Source organism: Mesocryomonas lacus (assembly GCF_055730135.2).
The window spans coordinates 317,459-334,959 of the sequence record NZ_JBUZWE020000004.1; the positions used below are offsets into that span (position 1 = coordinate 317,459).

Here is a 17,501-nt window from a genome sequence, read left to right on the forward strand (position 1 = left end):
CGCCCTGCCGCGGCGCGGCACAGAATACGGTTTTTTCCGGTTGTTAGAAGAGCTCCAGTGCGCCACCCGGCATCGAACGCTTTGCGTCCGGCCGGATGGCGTTCGTCGGAGGCGAACTACTCCGCCGCGATGCCCATGCGCATGCGCTCCATCTCCTGCAGCGCGCGGCGGTACTCGACCGGCATGACCTTGACGAATTTCGGCCGGTAGGTCTCCCAGTCGTCCAGCATCACCTTTGCGCGGCCCGAGCCGGTGTAGTGGTGGTGGTTCAGGATCAGCTGGTAGAGCCGCTCGTCGTCGTGTCCGGTCATGTCGGAGGAGACGTTGACGCGGCCCATGTGCTGCAGGTCGCCGCCATGGTGGTGCAGCTTCTCCAGGAGGTCGTCCTCCTCCGGCACCGGCTCGAGCTCCACCATCGCCATGTTGCAGCGTTCGGCGAAGTTGTTGTCGGCGTCGAAGACATAGGCGATGCCGCCGGACATGCCGGCCGCGAAGTTGCGCCCGGTATGGCCGAGGATGACGACGACGCCGCCGGTCATGTACTCGCAGCCATGGTCGCCGACGCCCTCGACCACCGCGATGGCGCCGGAGTTGCGCACGGCGAACCGCTCGCCGGCGACGCCGCGGAAATAGCACTCGCCCGAGATCGCACCGTAGAGCACGGTGTTGCCGACGATGATCGACTCCTCCGGCACGATGCGCGTGTTCTCGCGCGGCCGGACGACGATGCGCCCGCCCGACAGTCCCTTGCCGATGTAGTCGTTGCCGTCGCCGACGAGATCGAAGGTGATCCCGCGGGCAAGGAAGGCGCCAAAGCTCTGGCCGGCGGTGCCGGTGAGCTTGACCGAGATGGTGTCGTCGGCGAGCCCCTTCAGGCCGTAGCGCTTGGCGACCTCGCCGGACAGCATGGCGCCGGCGGAGCGATCGACATTGGTGATGTCGGTCTCGATCGACACCTTCTGGCGCGTCTCCAGCGCCGGCATCGCCTCCGCGATGAGCCGGCGGTCGAGCACGTCGTCGATCGGGTGCTTCTGCCGCTCGGTCCAGCGCAGTTCCTCGCGCGCGCCGTCCGGCTTGTAGAAGATGTTGGCGAAGTCGAGCCCGCGGGCCTTCCAGTGGTCGATCAGGCCGCGCTTGTCCAAACGATCGGACTGGCCGATCAGCTCCGACAGGTGACGCACGCCCATCGCCGCCATCAGCATGCGCACCTCTTCCGCGACGTAGAAGAAGAAGTTGATGACATGCTCCGGCTGGCCCTTGAAGCGCTGGCGCAGGACCGGGTCCTGCGTCGCGACGCCGACCGGGCAGGTGTTGAGGTGGCACTTGCGCATCATGATGCAGCCGGCGGCGATCAGCGGCGCGGTCGAGAAGCCGAACTCGTCGGCGCCCAGCAGCGCGCCGATGATGACGTCACGGCCGGTCTTCAGGCCGCCGTCGACCTGGAGGCAGACGCGCGAACGCAGGCCGTTCATCACCAGCGTCTGCTGGGTCTCGGCAAGGCCCATCTCCCAGGGGGAGCCGGCATGCTTGATCGAGGTCAGCGGCGAGGCGCCGGTGCCGCCGTCATAGCCGGCGACGATGATATGGTCGGCGCGCGCCTTGGCGACGCCCGCCGCGACCGTGCCGACGCCGACCTCCGACACCAGCTTGACCGAGATGTCGGCTTCCGGATTGACGTTCTTCAGATCGTAGATCAGCTGCGCCAGATCCTCGATCGAATAGATGTCGTGGTGCGGCGGCGGTGAGATCAGACCGACGCCCGGCGTCGAGAAGCGCGTCTTGGCGATGGTCGCGTCGACCTTGTGGCCGGGCAGCTGCCCGCCCTCGCCGGGCTTCGCGCCCTGGCTGACCTTGATCTGCAGCATGTCGGCATTGACGAGATACTCCGTCGTCACGCCGAAGCGGCCAGAGGCGACCTGCTTGATCGCCGAGCGCTCGGGGTTCGGCGAGCCGTCCGGCATCTTCTGGAAGCGGTCGGGCTCCTCGCCGCCCTCGCCGGTGTTCGACTTGCCGCCAATCCGGTTCATGGCCACCGCCAGCGTCGCATGCGCCTCGCGCGAGATCGAGCCGAAGCTCATCGCGCCGGTGCAGAAGCGGCGGACGATGTCGGCCGCCGGCTCCACCTCGTCGAGCGGCACGGTACGGGCGCCGACCTCGTCGGCCATGCGGATGCGGAACAGGCCGCGGATGGCGGCAGCGTCCACCGCGCTCTCGTCGACGAGCTTGGAATATTCTTGGAACTTCTCCCAGGAATTGCCGCGCACGGCGTGCTGCAACGTCGCCACCGCATCCGGCGACCACATATGGGCCTCGCCACGCATGCGGTAGACGTATTCGCCGCCGACCTCGAGCGAACGGGCCAGCACCGGATCGTCCGAGAAGGCGAGGAGATGACGCTCGGCCGTCTCGCGCGCCACCTCGTCGAGGCCGACGCCCTCGATCGTCGTCGCCGTGCCGGTGAAGTAGCGGGCGACGAAGTCCGACTTCAGACCGACGGCATCGAAGATCTGCGCTCCGCAATAGGACTGGTAGGTCGAGATGCCCATCTTGGACATGACCTTCAAGAGGCCCTTGCCGACCGACTTAATGTAGCGCGTGACCAGCTCTTCCTCGTCGACCTCCGGCGGGAACTCCTTCTTGCGGTGCATGTCGAGCAAGGTGTCGAAGGCGAGGTAGGGGTTGATCGCCTCCGCGCCGAAGCCCGCGAGACAAGCGAAATGATGCACCTCGCGCGGCTCGCCGGATTCGACGACCAGACCGGCGGCGGTGCGCAGGCCCTTGCGGATGAGGTGGTGGTGCACGGCGGCGCAGGCGAGCAGCGCCGGGATCGGGATACGGTCGGGGCCGACCTGCCGGTCCGACAGGACGATGATGTTGTAGCCGCCGACGACGGCCGCCTCCGCGCGCTCGCACAGGCGGTCGAGGGCGCCGGCCATGCCGCCCGCGCCTTGCTCGGCGGGATAGGTCGTGTCGATCGTCTTGGTGTCGAACCGATCCTCTGTGTGACCAATGGTGCGGATCTTCTCGAGATCACCATTGGTCAGGATCGGCTGGCGCACCTCCAGTCGCTTGCGGCGGGAGTTGCCCTCGAGATCGAAGATGTTCGGCCGCGGTCCGATGAAGGAGACGAGGCTCATCACCAGCTCCTCGCGGATCGGATCGATCGCCGGGTTCGTCACCTGCGCGAAGTTCTGCTTGAAATAGGTGTAGAGCAGCTTCGAGCGCGACGACATCGCCGAGATCGGCGTGTCCGTCCCCATCGAGCCGATCGCCTCCTGGCCGGTCGTCGCCATCGGCGCCATCAAGGTGCGGGTGTCCTCGATCGAATAGCCAAAGCTCTGCTGGCGGTCGAGCAGCGACACGTCGGCGCGCGAGGCGCGCGGCGCCACGGGCTTCAGATCCTCGAGTATCAGCTGGGTGTTCTTCAGCCACTCCTTGTAGGGATGCTGGGTCGCGATCTCGCGCTTCACCTCCTCGTCGGAGATGATGCGGCCCTTCTCGAGGTCGATCAGCAGCATGCGACCCGGCTGCAGACGCCACTTCTTGACGATCCGCTCCTCCGGCACTTCCAGCGTGCCTGCCTCGGACGCCATGATGATCAGGTCGTCGTCCGTGACGATATAGCGCGCCGGCCTGAGGCCGTTGCGGTCGAGCGTTGCGCCGATCTGCCGGCCATCGGTGAAGGCGACGGCTGCCGGCCCGTCCCAGGGCTCCATCAGCGCGGCGTGATACTCGTAGAACGCCTTCTGCTCGCGCGACATCTGCTTGTTGCCCGACCACGCCTCGGGGATCAGCATCATCATCGCATGGGCGAGCGTGTAGCCGCCCTGCGTCAGCAGCTCGAGCGCGTTGTCGAAGCAGGCGGTGTCCGACTGACCTTCATAGGAGATCGGCCAGAGCTTGCCGATGTCGTTGCCGAATAACTCGGAATCGACCGAGGCCTGGCGCGCCGCCATCCAGTTGACGTTGCCGCGCAGCGTGTTGATCTCGCCGTTGTGCGCGACCATGCGGTAGGGATGCGCCAGCCGCCAGGACGGGAACGTGTTGGTCGAGAACCGCTGGTGCACGAGGGCCATGGCGCTCTCGAAGCGCGGATCGGTGAGGTCGCGGTAGTACTGGCCGAGCTGGTTGGCCAGGAACATGCCCTTGTAGATCACCGTCCGGGCCGAGAGCGAGACGACGTAGAAGCCGAAATCCTCGCCCTTCACCTCGGCGAAGGCGCGGTTCGAGATGACCTTGCGGATGATGTAAAGCTTGCGCTCGAAGTCGTCGTCGCTGGCGATGGCCGCGGCGCGCCCGATGAAGATCTGGCGCTGCACCGGCTCGGTCGCAGCGATGTCGGCAGCCTTCGACAGCGAGCCGTTGTCGACGGGCACGTCGCGCCAGCCGAGAACCGTCTGGCCTTCCTCGGCGACGATCGCCTCGAACATCGCCTCGACCTGCGCGCGCTTCTCGGCGTCGCGCGGCATGAAGACGTGGCCGACGCCGTAGCGGCCGGGCGCGGGCAGTTCGACGCCTTGCTCGGCCATCTCGGCCGTGAAGAAGGCGTGCGGAATCTGCACCAGCATGCCAGCGCCATCGCCCATCAGCGGGTCGGCGCCGACGGCGCCGCGGTGCGTGAGGTTCACAAGGATCTGCAGCCCCTTCTCGACGATCGAGTGGGACTTCTCGTTCTTCATATGCGCGATGAAGCCGACGCCGCAGCCGTCGTGCTCGTTGCGCGGATCGTAGAGACCGACCTTGCCGGGGAGAGTGCGCGGCTTCACGATGCCATCGACGGTCTTCGCGGTCCGCGGGCGGGGCGCGGCGGTGGAGGGCCTGTGGGTCATCGCGGTGTCTCCCGTTGCAAGGATCCGCCGCGCGAGCGCGAGACGGTCCAGGTCGTTTCTCTCGGCGCCAGAAAGGGTGCCGTCGTCGTCGCAGGTTCAGGCTATCGGACAGTTGCCACCCGCGAATTTTTCGCATGGTGGGGCACGGAGCGATAGGGCCGCATCGTTGCAGAGCCAAGTCTATCAGTCGTGCACATCCCTCCGCTCGCAGCGAGTCGGATATGGCAGCAATACTGTCCTATCGTCGGCAACATGCCAGAAGGTTAAGCGTCCTGCAAGACCGTGCCTATGCGGCACTGCAGCACAAGGCCGCTGGGGCTTCGGAAGCAGGCCGCGACAGGGCACCCTTGTCCTCGGCACGCCGCCGCGTTACGCCTCCGGACATGATCTTTGCATCCGATAACTGGTCCGGGCCGCATCCCGCCATCAATGCAGCGCTCGCCGAGAACGGCACCGGCATGGCCGCCGCCTACGGGGCGAGCGACCTCGACAAGGCCGTCGAGCGGCGTTTCAACGAAATCTTCGAGCGCGAGGTGGCGGTGTTCTTCGTTGGCACCGGCACGGCGGCGAACTCGCTGTCGTTTGCCGCGGTCAACCGCCCCGGCGGCGTGGTGCTCTGTCACCGCGAGGCGCACGTCATCGAGGACGAGTGCGGCGCGCCGGAGTTCTTCACCCATGGCGCCCGGATGGCACCGGTCGACGGCGACGGCGGCCTGATCGACACGGTGAACCTCAAGCGAGAGCTGAAGCGCTTCAACCCGGCCTTCGTGCATGCCGGCCAGCCGATGGCCGTCACCGTCAGCCAGCCCGGCGAAGCCGGCACGATCTACCCGGCCGACCGCCTCGACGCGATCGCCGCGATCGCGCACGAGCACAATCTGTCGCTGCACATGGACGGCGCCCGCTTTGCGAACGCTTTGGTCGCCAACAACATGTCGCCGGCGGAGATGACCTGGAAGCGCGGCGTTGACATCCTGTCCTTTGGCGCCACCAAGAACGGCTGCTGGTGCGCCGAGGCCGTGATCTTTTTCGATCCGGAAAAGGCTAAGCAGTTCCCCTACATCCGCAAGCGCGGCGCGCAGCTGTTCTCCAAGACCCGCTTCATGGCCGCCCAGTTCATGGCCTATTTCGAGGACGGGCTCTGGCTGAAGCTTGCCGCCCACTCGAACGCCATGGCCGACCAGCTGCGCGCCGGACTCGACGCCAGCCCGCACGCGCGCCAGGCCTGGTCGACCCGCACCAACGAGGTCTTCGCCATCATCGAGACCGCGACGGCCGCCCGGCTCCGCGAAAAGGGCGCCGTGTTCTACGACTGGAACCCGCCGCATTCCTCGCATGACCTGATCGGCGAGAACGAGATGCTGGCGCGGCTGGTGACGTCGTGGTCGACGACGCCGGACGACGTCGCGCGATTTGTCGACCTTCTGGACTGACAGCCGGGCCGGAGCGCGGGCAACCGCGCTGGGTATGCCTGGCCCTCGGGGCCGGGCATCCGCCTTTGCAACGCAGCGCTCGGTCTTGCGTGCACCGTGCACAGCACGGTACTCGGCACTCGTTGAATTAGGGGCGCAAACCCCTCAGTTTCGTCATCCTCCGCCGCAGGCGGGGGACCCATGCCTCCGCGCCAACGCGCCAGTCCGGCTGAGGAAATCGCCGGGGGAATGCCCACCGGACGGTACACGCTCCAATGACTTGGCATGGGTCCCCGGGGCCAAGGCCCCGAGGATGACGTGCTTGCGGAGCACCGAGCTATCCCCGGGGCCAAAACCCCGAATTTGACGAGCTTGCCGAGCACCGAGCTTGAAGGAACAGCTCGGGCGACCCTCGAGACCAGAGACGAGTGGAACCCGAGGGAACCCAGCCTCAGCCGAGATGCCGACCCCTCGCCCAAAAAAAAACGGCGCCCCGAGAGGCGCCGTCCCTATCAACCTTTAAACCCGAACTTGCCTCAGGCGGCGTTCGCCTCGAGCTGCGCCGCATTGCCGTTGTCGGCGGCGACGATTTCGATCTTGCGCGGCTTCATCGCCTCCGGGATGACCCGGACGAGATCGATGTGCAGAAGGCCGTTCTTCAGGCTGGCTCCCTTCACCTCGACATGATCGGCGAGTTGGAAGCGGCGCTCGAAGGAGCGTCCGGCGATGCCGCGGTAAAGCACTTCTCCCGCGCCCTCCTCCTTGTCACCGCCGCGATCGCCGGTGACCGTCAGCACGGTCTCGCGCGATTCGATCTGAAGGTCCCCTTCCCCGAAGCCGGCAACCGCCATGCTGATGCAGTAGGCGTTCTCGCCGGTGCGTTCGATGTTGTAGGGCGGGTAGGTCTGACCCTCGGGCTGCGACAGACCGTCGAGCTTGGCGAAGAGCCGGTCGAAGCCAACGGTGGAGCGGTAAAGCGGGGCGAAATCGATGGCACGCATGGTAGTTCTCCATAGGAAGCAACTGGTTGCGGTATGGCCGCAGGTCCCCTTTACTGGCGGACCCTTCTGGCCAACGGTCCCTTGCGGCGACCGTGAGCTTGAGTTGGTGACGTCGATTTCGCCGTTCAAGCGCCTCTCCGGACGACCGCGGTAAAAATCCGCCGGGCCGACTTCGCTCTCCCGTCGGCGCCCGTCTTTGAACCGGGGATGAACGCCGTCTTCCGGTTTCGTTCAGGCGCTCGCGCCGATAGTCTCGGTATGGCCTGCAAGATGCGGGTCGCCACCGGAGAGAGCCTCCATGAAATTCGCCCTCGCAGGACTGTCCACCCTCCTCCTTCTAACTGGCCTCGGCTCCGTCGCGAGCGCCGGGCCGCGCGACCACGTCCGTGGCGACTACGTCCTTGTCCAGGATGCCTATGACGGTCCGGACGGCGGCTATGAACGCGGGGGTGACCGGCGTGACTGGCGCGGGCGCGGTGAAGGCCGCTGGCACGGCGGCCCGCGCAACGATCGCCGCGACCCCGACGTCATCCCGGAGCAGCGGGTGGTCCGCAAGCTGGTGCGACAGGGGTTTGTGTCGATCGACGACATTCGCCTTCGCCGCGACCGCTACATCGTCGAGGCCGTCCGTCCGAACGGCGCGCTCGTCCGGCTGTCGGTCGATGCCTATGACGGCGAGATCCTGTCACGCGAGCGCATCGGCTGGACGCGCGACGGCGGTGGTCGCGGTGGCCCCGGATGGCGCGGACCCGACGACCTCGGCGGCGGACGTTTCGGGCTCTACGGCCGATAGGCCGGCGCCTTTCCCAAACGGTCGGCCTGTTCCGTCCCTTCCAGGCCGACCGCTCGGTCGGGGGTCCCTTCGCGGGGATCCCCGATCCCTTCCCTTCTCGGCCAGCCGTTCTGTGCGGGCGAAGACATTGTTGACCTCCCGGCAACGGCTGGGGTGCTAGACTGGAGCATGGCGATCCTCGCCGGACGGAAGCCCATGAACCCTACCGACGGCCCGACCGGCCTTTTCGAACTCGACGGCAATCCGCTGCCCGAAGGGATTGCTTGCGGCTTCCTGTCGACGCCGGACCGGGTGAGGCTGCGCTTTGCCGTGGCGCCGAGCCGGCTGGACAGCACGCGGGGAACGGTGGTCCTGCTGCAGGGCCGCAACGAGGCGATCGAGAAGTATTTCGAGACGATCGCCGATCTCACCGCCCTCGGCTACGCCGTTGCCACCTTCGACTGGCGCGGCCAAGGCGGCTCGCAGCGGCTGCGTGGTGCAGCCAGAACCGGGCACGTGCCGAGCTTCGATGCCTATGCCATCGACCTCGAAACGATCTTCCGCTCGCTGATCCTGCCCGATTGCACCGGCCCCTATGCCATCCTGGCGCACTCCATGGGCGGCGCGGTAGCACTGCTGGCCGCACCCCGGATCGGCGCCCATGTCGCCCGGATCGTCGCCGCCGCCCCCTTGATCGGCATGCCCGGCAACTCTCGCGCCAATGGCCTTTTCCTTGGCATGAACACCATGCGCTTCCTTGGCCTCGGCCGCGTCCCGGTGCGCGGCGTCGGCCGAAGCGCCGGCTGGACCGCCGAGCGCAATCCCCTCACCAGCGATGCCCGCCGCTTCGAGCGCAACCGTGCTCTGATGATGGCCGCCCCGCAGCTCTTCGTCGGCGGCCCGACGGCCGCCTGGGTGGCCGGGGCCGTCGGTGCGGCTCGGCGGCTCGATGACTCCGACGTGATCGCCGCCTTGCGCGTGCCGACGCTGATCGTCACGGCTGGCCATGACCGCGTGGTCTCCAGCCCGGCGGCGGAACGCCTTGCCTGGCGCATGCGCTCGGGCCACGCGCTGTCCGTTCCCGGTGCCCGGCACGAGCTGATGCAGGAGGCCGACCTCTACCGTGCGCCGTTCATCGCCGCGTTCGACAGTTTTGCCGGCGCCGCTCTGCCGCTCTGATGGCTATTCGGCCGCCGCGGCGTAGCTGAGGTCGGCGTCGAGATCTTCAGCGAATCGGGTGACGAAAGAGACGAGGTCGGAACGCAGCGCGTCGAACCCGGCGCTTGGCACGAACCGCGCCTCGTCGGCATAGAGGCCGCGGTTGATCTCGATCTGCAGCGCATGGACCCCGTCATTCGGCCGGCCGTAGCGTTCGGTGATAAACCCGCCGGCATAGGGCTTGTTGCGCATCACGTCGTAGCCGAGCGCCGAGAGCCCGCTCTGCGCGAGGGTCACGATGCGGCTGGAGGCGCTGGTTCCGAAACGGTCGCCGATCACCATGTCCGGCCGCCGCCCGCCGGGCAGAGCCCTGACAGTGGACGGCATCGAGTGGCAGTCGACGAGGATGGCGATGCCGAAGCGCTCACGCGTGCGCTGCAGCAGTGCCGTCAGCTGCTCGTGGAACGGCTTGTAGATGGTCTCGATCCGCTCGAGGCCTTCGCTTACCGCCAGCCTGTCGCGGTAGATGTCCTCCCGCTCCGCCACGATGCGTGGAATGGTCCCGAGCCCGCCGGCCACCCGGACGGAGACGGTGTTCGCGAACTCCGGCAAGGCATCCTCGAACATCTTGGGGTCGAGTTCGTAGGGCTCCCGGTTGACGTCGAGATAGGCCCGCGGAAACCGAGCGATCTGCAGCGGGGCGCCGAGCGAAGGGACGAAATCGTACAACTGATCGACGAAGAGATCTTCCGAACGGCGAATCGCCGAATCCGAAAGGCGCGATGCCGCTAGGAAAGCCGAGGGGTACACCCGGCCGCTGTGCGGCGAACAGAACACCATCGGCAAGCTCTGCAGCGACGGCTCGAGGACTTCGAAGGCCGGGCATGGTCCTGCTGCGGTCTCTAGAAGCGGGATCATCTCGGCTACGTTCATCCGTTCGGGTTGCGACATCCAAGGGAGATATGGCCGCAGTCACGCGATCGACCATTCCATTTAGGGATTCTTTAGGCAATCTGTTAAAAGGCTACTGCTATCAACGAAGCTTGCGCGGGCTTTCACCGCGGCGGACCTGGAAAACGCTCAATGGTCAAGATTCTGCTTGCCGAAGACGACAACGACATGCGTCGCTTCCTCGCCAAGGCCCTGGAAAAGGCCGGCTATGAGGTGACCTCCTACGACAATGGCGGCAGCGCCTACGAACGGCTGCGCGAGGAGCCCTTCTCGCTGCTGCTGACCGACATCGTGATGCCCGAGATGGACGGCATCGAGCTCGCCCGCCGGGCGACCGAACTCGATCCGGACCTCAAGGTGATGTTCATCACCGGCTTCGCCGCTGTTGCGCTGAACCCTGATTCCAAAGCGCCGAAGGATGCCAAGATCCTTTCGAAGCCGTTCCACCTGCGCGAACTCGTCGACGAAGTCGCCAAGATGCTGGAAGACGCCGCGTAAACTTTTCCACAGGCGTAGATCCAGGTGCCGAAAGCTCTTGACGCTCAATCGGCCCTGTGGTCTATCCGCCTCGTCGGATGGGCGTGTAGCTCAGTGGGAGAGCACTTCGTTGACATCGAAGGGGTCACAGGTTCAATCCCTGTCACGCCCACCATCCGGCTCCAATCTTTCTTTTCGATACTTGAGCCTGCCATCGAACGGACCGAGGTCCTGGCAGGTTGAAGGCGGCGATGCTGATTGCGGCAGCTGCGTGCGGTGCGATCTGAACGGCTGTTGCCGGGTCCGACGCATGCCGATACGCCTTACCCTTCCAGCGGCTCTTAAGTCTCCCATCAGCAGATACGAAAAAGGCCCGCTTTTCAGCGGGCCCCATTCACGTGACGTCTGATGGCTGAGTGTTAGCGATTCTTCAGCACGATGACCGCGCCGTTGTTGCGACGGTCGTGGCGGCGGTCCATGCGGCGATCGTGACGACGGTCACGGCGGGCCTCGGCGCGGCGGGCTTCAGCGCGGCGCGCGGCGCGGTGATCACGGACGTCGTTGCGGCGATCGTTGCGGGCATGGTGCGGACGCTGCGACTGCTCGATCACGATGACCTTGTCGCGGGCGACGGCAGACGGTGCCGTGGAAACGAGGGCGGAAGCCGAAAGGGCGACGGCGATGGCGATAGACTTGAGGTTGAACATATTCGGCTCCTGTTAGGCGAAAGGAACCGGCTCGACGATCTTCTGTTCCGATAAATCGTAAGTAGGACAAAATTAAGTAGGGACCAACTTGGCGTTGTCCAAGAGATAAACGGGAAAGCTTCCGCCCGGCGACGGAAAACCTCAGCCGCTGATGGTGATCGCCGTCCCCCAGGGATCGAGCAAGGTCAGGTCTTTGGCGCCACCGGAGGGCCCTGCTGCAGCGAGACGCGCACGCTGCTCGGGCAGCGCGAGGATCTCGACGTCGCTGAGACCGGTCGACGGCGTCCGCTGACCGGCACCACGGCTGTTCCAGATGTTGGCGCCGATATGGTGATGATAGCCGCCGGAGGAATAGAACGTCGCGCCAGGATAGCGGCAGGTGATGTCGAGCCCGAGCGTTTCGGCGTAGAACGCCTCGGCAGCTTCCAGTGCACCGACCTGGAGGTGAACATGCCCGACCGTCGCTCCCGCGGGAAAACCCTGCCAGCTCTCCGTGCCGCCGCTGGCCATCAGACCGTCGACGTCCAGGCCCGCCGTCGCCATCTCGACCATGCCGTCCTTCCAGCGCCATTCGGCTGCCGGGCGGTCTGCGTAGATCTCGATGCCGTTGCCCTCGGGATCGTTTAGATAGATCGCTTCGCTGACAAGGTGATCGGAAGCCCCAGACACCGGCGCCCGGCGTGCAGCAGCGTGCCGCACCCAGCGGCCGAGATCGCGGCGGTCCGGCAGCAGGAAGGCGGTGTGGAACAGCCCGGCCTCCGTGGCGAGACGGCGGCGGGCAGACGTGTCGCGCCGCAATTCCAGCAGCACTGTGTTCCCTGTACCGAGCCTTACACTCTCGCCGTCAGACGACAGCAGGTGCAGGCCCATTATGTCCTGGTAGAAGCCGGCGACCGCGTCGAGGTCGTGCACCGTCAGGGCAACACGGCCAATGCGCAAAGGAGTTGCTGTGATGTCGACCATGTCGGACCTCCTGAAGGAGACCCAGGCATAGCCGAGATGAACGGGCCCGCATGGCCCCGTAATGGCGAACGCAGTGTTTCCGATCACGCACGGCCCCGAAGGGTCCGGCACGGCTGGCCATCCGAAGTCTGAGCACCGCGGCTGGCGGGGCCGGCCCGTCCCAAACGGCGAATGCTTCTCCTGCCGCCAAGCAGGACGGAGTCCAAGCGAGAGCTATCCATCAAGGATGTTGCAAGACAATCAACCTGCTTGCAAATCGAAGCTGCTTTCGTCAGCCTCTTGGTCCAGCGGCGGATGGATAACGACGTCCACAGGCGGGAGGCTATGGCAGGCAGCCCGCTGCAGACCAGCCCGCATCGCCTCGCCTGAAGCCACGGACGGAAAGAAGCGCCGAGATGAACGAGTTGGCCAAACGCAGCGCGGGTGCAGCCGACGACAGCGCTGCTGCGGCACGGCTGGGCATCCGGATGAAACACGCCCGTCAGATACGGGGCATGACGCTGAAGGCGGTGGCCGAAGCGGCCGGCTGCTCGGAAAGCCTCTTGTCCAAGATCGAGAATGGCAAGGCCTCGCCGTCGCTGCCCATGCTGCACAAGGTGGTGCAGGTGCTCGAAACCAACATCGGCTGGATGTTCGAGGAAGTCGACGGCGAGGAAGGCATCGTCTTCCGCGCCGGCACGCGGCCGCTGATCGGCCTCGACCCCTTACGCCGAGGCGAGGGCATCTCGCTGGAACGGGTGATCCCCTATTCGCCCGGCCACATGCTCCAGTGCAACATCCACCACATCGACGCCGGCGGCGAGAGCGCCGGCCCGATCCAGCATGCCGGCGAGGAGGTCGGCTACATCATCGCCGGCGCCGTCGAGCTCGTCGTCGACGACAGGACCTACCGGCTCGATCCCGGCGACACTTTCGTCTTCCGCTCGGAACTGCCGCACCACTACCGCAATGCTGGCGCCGAACGGGCCTCGATATTCTGGGTCAACACGCCCCCGACGTTCTGACCGGTCGCATGCTTCCGCGCGCGGGCTAGGCCACGCCGAGCGCTGCGCCGAGGCCGCCGTCCACGGCATAGTCGCCGCCGGTGCAAAAACCCGATCGGTCCGAGGCAAGGAAGGCGATGAGCTCGGCGACCTCCGCGACCTCGCCGATGCGGCCGAGCGGGTGGGCGGCGCCAAAGCGCGCGAAGACAGCCTCGATGTCCGCGCCGGGACCGTCGAGGGTGCGGGCGGCAAGTTCGAGGATCGGTGTGCGAACGGACCCCGGCGAGACCGAATTGACGCGGATGCGGTCGGCCGCGAAGTCGACGGCGAGCGTCCGGGTCAGCGTATGGATCGCACCTTTCGACGTAGCATAGGCCGAGACACGCTTCTGGTTGGCATGACCCTGGACGCTGGAGACGTTGACGATCGACCCGCCGCCGCGTCGCCGCATCGCCGGCACGGCGTGGTGGGCGAGGAGGAAGATCCCGCCGACGTTCACCGCCAGGCACCGCATGAAGCCGGCATAGTCGGTCTCCGTCGCGTCGCCATAAGGATGAATGGCGGCGGAGTTGACGAGGATATCGAGCCCGCCGAAATCGTCGACCACCGAGCGAACGGCAGAGGCGACGGCGGCTTCGTCGGTGACGTCTGCCTCCGCCACGGTCACCGTCAGATTTTCCGCGGCCGCTTCCTGCCGCATCAGCGCGTTGGCCTCGGCGTCAAGCCCGAGCGCCAGCACGGTGGCGCCGCCGCGGGCCAGCCGGAAGGCCGCGCCCTTGCCAATGCCGGACGTGCCGGTGGTGATGGCAATCTTGCCGCCGAAGTCCTGCATGTCGTTCTCCCTGATGGCCGTCTGGCAGATGCGATCGTCTTCGTAGTTGAGGGAACTGCATCACGCCAGAAGGCCGCGCGCACCGACGATCCGGCCTTGGCGCATCGTAAGATCGTGGCGATGCGGCGAGCCTCGCGCGTCCCTTCCGGCTCAATCGGCCGCGAACAGCTTCCACTTGCGCGGCTTGACCATCAGCGTCGCGGGTATCGGCCGTGTGTCGTCGGCGGAGATTTCCAGCTCCAGCCGGTCCTTGCGGGGGCCGACCTCCAGCTCGACCAGCCGGGCACCCGAGGTGCGGCGGACGAGCGTGACCTTGCCGGGAATGGCGCCCTCGGGATCATCGACGACGTCAAGGTCGTGCGGGCGCAGATACAGCTCGGCGCGACCGTCCGGCAGCCGGCCGGCGGGGATGCCGAGCGGGCGACCGTCGAGGTAAACCTTGCCGCCCTCTAGCGTCACCGGCAACGCGCTGGAATCGCCGATGAAGGAGAAGACGAAGGGCGAGGCCGGCTCGTCGTAGATCTGGTCGGCATTGCCGATCTGCTCGATCTTGCCCTGGCTCATCACCACCACGCGGTCGGCGAGTTCCAGCGCCTCTTCCTGGTCGTGCGTGACGAAAACGGTGGTGTGCCCGGTCTTGTCGTGCAGTTCGCGCAGCCAGCGGCGGAGGTCCTTGCGAACCTTCGCGTCGAGCGCCCCGAAAGGCTCATCGAGCAGCAGCACTTTCGGCTCGATGGCGAGCGCGCGGGCGAGCGCCACGCGCTGGCGCTGGCCGCCGGACAGCTGGCTGGGGAAACGGTTCTCGAGCCCGGACAGCTGCACGAGATCGAGCAGTTCGGACGCCCGGCGACGGATTTCCTTGGCCGGCGGCCGCGAGGCGCGCGGCCGCACGGTCAGGCCGAAACCGATATTGTCGGCGACGCTCATATGCTTGAACAGCGCATAGTGCTGGAAGACGAAGCCGACATTGCGCTCTTGCACGCTCTTCGACGACGCGTCGTCGCTGCCGAAGAAGATCGATCCCTCCGTCGGAAACTCGAGCCCTGCGATCAGCCGAAGCAGCGTCGTCTTGCCGGAGCCGGATGGCCCAAGCAGCGCCAGGAGTTCGCCGGACGCGATGTCGAGCGAGACGTCGTGCAGAGCGGGGTAGCGGTCGAATTCCTTGCGGACGTTGCGGACGCTGATTTCCATGGGTCGTTCCTAAGGTCCGTCAGGGAAAGAGAGGGCAGAGAGGCGTGAGCCTTTTTCGCGCCGGACGCCCGTCCGCTTTTCACTGCGGCAGATAAAACAATGGATCGAGGGCAAGCCGGCTTCAAGAGACACTGGGCCGGCTAGTGCCGGCCGGAGGTCGCGGCGATGCCGTCGGCATAGCGCCATTCGAGGAAGGTCCGGATGCCGAGTGTCAGTAGAGCGAGAACCGCCAGCAGCGACGCCACCGCGAAGGCGGCGGCGAAGGGGAACTCGTTCGACAGGATCTCCACCTGCAGCGGCATGGTGTTGGTGAAGCCGCGGATCTTGCCGGAGACCACCGAGACCGCACCAAACTCGCCCATCGCGCGGGCATTGCAGAGGAGCACGCCGTAGAGCAGCGCCCAGCGCACATTCGGCAAGGTCACCAGCCAGAAGGTCTTCCAGCCGGAGGCACCAAGCGAAACCGCCGCCTCCTCGTCGCCGCTGCCTTGCTCCTGCATTAGCGGGATCAGTTCGCGGGCAATGAAGGGGAAGGTCACGAAGATCGTCGCCAGCACGATGCCGGGCACGGCGAAGATGATGGTGATGCCGTGCGAGGTCAGCCAAGGGCCGAAATAGCCGCCGGCGCCGAACAGAAGCACGTAGACGAGGCCGGCGATGACCGGCGACACCGAGAACGGCAGGTCGATCAAGGTGATCAGGAGGCTGCGCCCCTTGAACTCGAACTTCGCGACGACCCACGCCGCGGCAACGCCGAAGACGAGGTTGCACGGCACCGAGATCGCCGCGATCAGCAGCGTCAGCTTGATCGCCGCCAGCGTGTCGGGCTCGGAGATCGATTCCCAGTAGACGCCGACGCCATCCTTGAACGCCTCGTAGAAGACGGTGACGAGCGGCAAAAACAGGAACAGGCCGAGGAAGACGAGGCTGATGGTGATCAGCGTCCACTTCACCGCCGGCGTTTCACTGGTCACCGGCCGTCGCGCCTTGCGCCGAGGCTTTCGCGCTGCGGGGCTCATGCGGTCATCCGCCATACCCGAACCTCCTGCGGCTCCAAGCCTGGATGAGATTGATCGTCAGGAGGATGACGAAGGAGATGATCAGCATCAGTGCGGCCAGCGTGGTCGCTCCAGCATAGTTGAACTCTTCCAGCCGGAAGACGATGAGCAGCGGGACGATCTCGGAATAATACGGCTGGTTGCCGGCGATGAAGATCACCGAGCCGTATTCGCCGACGGCGCGGGCGAGTGACAGGGCAAAGCCGGTGAGGATCGCCGGAAACAGCGAGGGAAGGATCACCCGCCAGATCGTCTGGCGGCGATTGGCGCCAAGCGTCGCCGCCGCCTCCTCGTAGCCGCGGTCGAGTTCCTCGATCACCGGCTGCACCGTGCGGACCATGAAGGGCAAGCTGACGAAGGTCAGCGCCACGATCACGCCGAGCGGCGTGTAGGCCACCTTGATGCCGAAAGGCACCAGAAACTGGCCGATCCAGCCGTTCTGACTGTAGAGGGCAGCGAGCGTCAGGCCGGCCACCGCCGTCGGCAGCGCGAAGGGCAGATCGATCATGGCGTCGACGAATCGTCGGCCGGGAAACTGGTAGCGCACCAGGACCCACGCCAGCAGCGGGCCGAAAATGGCGTTCAGGATGGCAGCGGCCAGCGAGGCGCCGAAGGTCAGCTTCAGCGCCGCGATCGTCCGCGGATCCATGACGATCGAGACGAAACCCTCCCAGCCGACGCCGGCGGCGCGCAGGAAGAGAGCCGCCAGCGGGATCAGCACAATGATGGAGAGATAGACGAGCGTAAACCCGAAGGTCAGGCCGAAGCCTGGAATAACGCTCGGTTTGCGGAAACCGGAAGAGGCAGCAGAAATCGCCATGGGCCGTCAGGACTTCCGCGGGAAATGCCGGGGGACGTGCGCGGCGAGGCGGCGGTGATCACGGCACCCCATGGCGGTTTCCTCTCGCAGATCGTGGCAGCCCTGTGGCCGGCGCGGGACGGCTTCAATATCTAGCCGGGCGATAGATTGTCAATTGACGGACGCCCGACGGCGGCGGCGTTTGCGCCAGGATGCGCGCGGCGATCACAGACGCCTCTATGGTCGCCAGCTTGACCTTTGCGCGCCATCGGCCTATCGGAAGCACATGTCGGCAGCTGGTTTTAAGCCCTGCCGAACACAGGACGGCCTGGACCGTCCCTCCCCTTTTCTTCAGTCGGTATATTTTT

At 66.0% G+C, this 17,501-nt stretch carries 14 protein-coding genes and 1 tRNA gene; 6 read left to right on the top strand and 9 right to left on the bottom strand.

Annotation, left to right across the window (positions count from 1 at the left end):
* Positions 1 to 116: 116 nt before the first annotated feature.
* Positions 117 to 4,829, bottom strand: a complete 4,713-nt coding sequence (gltB, locus tag ACZLZY_RS08770; RefSeq protein WP_472933847.1) for a glutamate synthase large subunit — start codon at positions 4,827 to 4,829, stop codon at positions 117 to 119.
* A gap of 383 nt (positions 4,830 to 5,212) precedes the next feature.
* Here gltB and ACZLZY_RS08775 point away from each other — a divergent pair, with 383 nt between their 5' ends.
* Complete coding sequence (locus ACZLZY_RS08775) at positions 5,213 to 6,262, top strand: threonine aldolase family protein (RefSeq protein ID WP_472933848.1); 1,050 nt, start codon at positions 5,213 to 5,215, stop codon at positions 6,260 to 6,262.
* A gap of 515 nt (positions 6,263 to 6,777) precedes the next feature.
* Here ACZLZY_RS08775 and ACZLZY_RS08780 read toward each other — a convergent pair.
* On the bottom strand, positions 6,778 to 7,242 hold the full coding sequence (locus tag ACZLZY_RS08780; protein WP_472933849.1) for an Hsp20 family protein: 465 nt from the start codon (positions 7,240 to 7,242) through the stop codon (positions 6,778 to 6,780).
* A gap of 298 nt (positions 7,243 to 7,540) precedes the next feature.
* Here ACZLZY_RS08780 and ACZLZY_RS08785 point away from each other — a divergent pair, with 298 nt between their 5' ends.
* Positions 7,541 to 8,035 carry a PepSY domain-containing protein gene (locus tag ACZLZY_RS08785; protein ID WP_472933850.1) on the top strand — a complete coding sequence of 165 codons (495 nt, stop codon included), beginning with the start codon at positions 7,541 to 7,543 and terminating at the stop codon, positions 8,033 to 8,035.
* Positions 8,036 to 8,230: 195 nt separating this feature from the next.
* Positions 8,231 to 9,193, top strand: a complete 963-nt coding sequence (locus tag ACZLZY_RS08790) for an alpha/beta fold hydrolase (RefSeq protein WP_472933851.1) — start codon at positions 8,231 to 8,233, stop codon at positions 9,191 to 9,193.
* Positions 9,194 to 9,196: 3 nt separating this feature from the next.
* On the opposite strand, the gene ACZLZY_RS08795 is transcribed toward ACZLZY_RS08790, so the two are convergent.
* Positions 9,197 to 10,090 (bottom strand): N-formylglutamate amidohydrolase, encoded by an 894-nt coding sequence (locus tag ACZLZY_RS08795; protein ID WP_472933852.1) that lies wholly within the window; start codon positions 10,088 to 10,090, stop codon positions 9,197 to 9,199.
* 165 nt (positions 10,091 to 10,255) lie between these two features.
* Here ACZLZY_RS08795 and cpdR point away from each other — a divergent pair, with 165 nt between their 5' ends.
* Together cpdR and ACZLZY_RS08805 are read left to right on the top strand one after the other, a co-directional pair.
* Positions 10,256 to 10,621, top strand: a complete 366-nt coding sequence (cpdR, locus tag ACZLZY_RS08800; protein WP_472933853.1) for a cell cycle two-component system response regulator CpdR — start codon at positions 10,256 to 10,258, stop codon at positions 10,619 to 10,621.
* 79 nt (positions 10,622 to 10,700) lie between these two features.
* Positions 10,701 to 10,775: transfer RNA gene (locus ACZLZY_RS08805), tRNA-Val, on the top strand.
* 244 nt (positions 10,776 to 11,019) lie between these two features.
* Here the strand turns inward: ACZLZY_RS08805 and ACZLZY_RS08810 are convergent.
* Complete coding sequence (locus ACZLZY_RS08810) at positions 11,020 to 11,307, bottom strand: hypothetical protein (RefSeq protein ID WP_472933854.1); 288 nt, start codon at positions 11,305 to 11,307, stop codon at positions 11,020 to 11,022.
* Positions 11,308 to 11,448: 141 nt separating this feature from the next.
* Entirely contained in the window at positions 11,449 to 12,270 is an 822-nt protein-coding gene (locus ACZLZY_RS08815; protein WP_472933855.1) for a VOC family protein, read from the bottom strand.
* A 395-nt stretch (positions 12,271 to 12,665) separates the two neighbouring features.
* Here ACZLZY_RS08815 and ACZLZY_RS08820 point away from each other — a divergent pair, with 395 nt between their 5' ends.
* Complete coding sequence (locus ACZLZY_RS08820) at positions 12,666 to 13,274, top strand: cupin domain-containing protein (protein ID WP_472933856.1); 609 nt, start codon at positions 12,666 to 12,668, stop codon at positions 13,272 to 13,274.
* Between the two features lie 25 nt (positions 13,275 to 13,299).
* On the opposite strand, the gene ACZLZY_RS08825 is transcribed toward ACZLZY_RS08820, so the two are convergent.
* From ACZLZY_RS08825 to cysT, 4 genes are all read right to left on the bottom strand, one after another.
* Positions 13,300 to 14,085 (bottom strand): SDR family NAD(P)-dependent oxidoreductase, encoded by a 786-nt coding sequence (locus ACZLZY_RS08825; RefSeq protein WP_472933857.1) that lies wholly within the window; start codon positions 14,083 to 14,085, stop codon positions 13,300 to 13,302.
* Between the two features lie 150 nt (positions 14,086 to 14,235).
* Positions 14,236 to 15,276 (bottom strand): sulfate/molybdate ABC transporter ATP-binding protein, encoded by a 1,041-nt coding sequence (locus tag ACZLZY_RS08830; RefSeq protein ID WP_472933858.1) that lies wholly within the window; start codon positions 15,274 to 15,276, stop codon positions 14,236 to 14,238.
* 140 nt (positions 15,277 to 15,416) lie between these two features.
* A complete protein-coding gene (gene cysW, locus ACZLZY_RS08835) occupies positions 15,417 to 16,295 on the bottom strand; it encodes a sulfate ABC transporter permease subunit CysW (protein WP_472933912.1) in 879 nt (292 codons plus the stop codon).
* A gap of 4 nt (positions 16,296 to 16,299) precedes the next feature.
* Entirely contained in the window at positions 16,300 to 17,154 is an 855-nt protein-coding gene (cysT, locus tag ACZLZY_RS08840) for a sulfate ABC transporter permease subunit CysT (protein WP_472933859.1), read from the bottom strand.
* Positions 17,155 to 17,501 lie beyond the last annotated feature (347 nt).

What these genes read in the sequence shown, in the direction of transcription:
- gltB (WP_472933847.1), bottom strand. Translation starts at nt 4,829, where the DNA reads ATGACCCACAGGCCCTCCACCGCCGCGCCCCGCCCGCGGACCGCGAAG.
- ACZLZY_RS08775 (WP_472933848.1), top strand. Translation starts at nt 5,213, where the DNA reads ATGATCTTTGCATCCGATAACTGGTCCGGGCCGCATCCCGCCATCAAT.
- ACZLZY_RS08780 (WP_472933849.1), bottom strand. Translation starts at nt 7,242, where the DNA reads ATGCGTGCCATCGATTTCGCCCCGCTTTACCGCTCCACCGTTGGCTTC.
- ACZLZY_RS08785 (WP_472933850.1), top strand. Translation starts at nt 7,541, where the DNA reads ATGAAATTCGCCCTCGCAGGACTGTCCACCCTCCTCCTTCTAACTGGC.
- ACZLZY_RS08790 (WP_472933851.1), top strand. Translation starts at nt 8,231, where the DNA reads ATGAACCCTACCGACGGCCCGACCGGCCTTTTCGAACTCGACGGCAAT.
- ACZLZY_RS08795 (WP_472933852.1), bottom strand. Translation starts at nt 10,090, where the DNA reads ATGATCCCGCTTCTAGAGACCGCAGCAGGACCATGCCCGGCCTTCGAA.
- cpdR (WP_472933853.1), top strand. Translation starts at nt 10,256, where the DNA reads ATGGTCAAGATTCTGCTTGCCGAAGACGACAACGACATGCGTCGCTTC.
- ACZLZY_RS08810 (WP_472933854.1), bottom strand. Translation starts at nt 11,307, where the DNA reads ATGTTCAACCTCAAGTCTATCGCCATCGCCGTCGCCCTTTCGGCTTCC.
- ACZLZY_RS08815 (WP_472933855.1), bottom strand. Translation starts at nt 12,270, where the DNA reads ATGGTCGACATCACAGCAACTCCTTTGCGCATTGGCCGTGTTGCCCTG.
- ACZLZY_RS08820 (WP_472933856.1), top strand. Translation starts at nt 12,666, where the DNA reads ATGAACGAGTTGGCCAAACGCAGCGCGGGTGCAGCCGACGACAGCGCT.
- ACZLZY_RS08825 (WP_472933857.1), bottom strand. Translation starts at nt 14,085, where the DNA reads ATGCAGGACTTCGGCGGCAAGATTGCCATCACCACCGGCACGTCCGGC.
- ACZLZY_RS08830 (WP_472933858.1), bottom strand. Translation starts at nt 15,276, where the DNA reads ATGGAAATCAGCGTCCGCAACGTCCGCAAGGAATTCGACCGCTACCCC.
- cysW (WP_472933912.1), bottom strand. Translation starts at nt 16,295, where the DNA reads ATGAGCCCCGCAGCGCGAAAGCCTCGGCGCAAGGCGCGACGGCCGGTG.
- cysT (WP_472933859.1), bottom strand. Translation starts at nt 17,154, where the DNA reads ATGGCGATTTCTGCTGCCTCTTCCGGTTTCCGCAAACCGAGCGTTATT.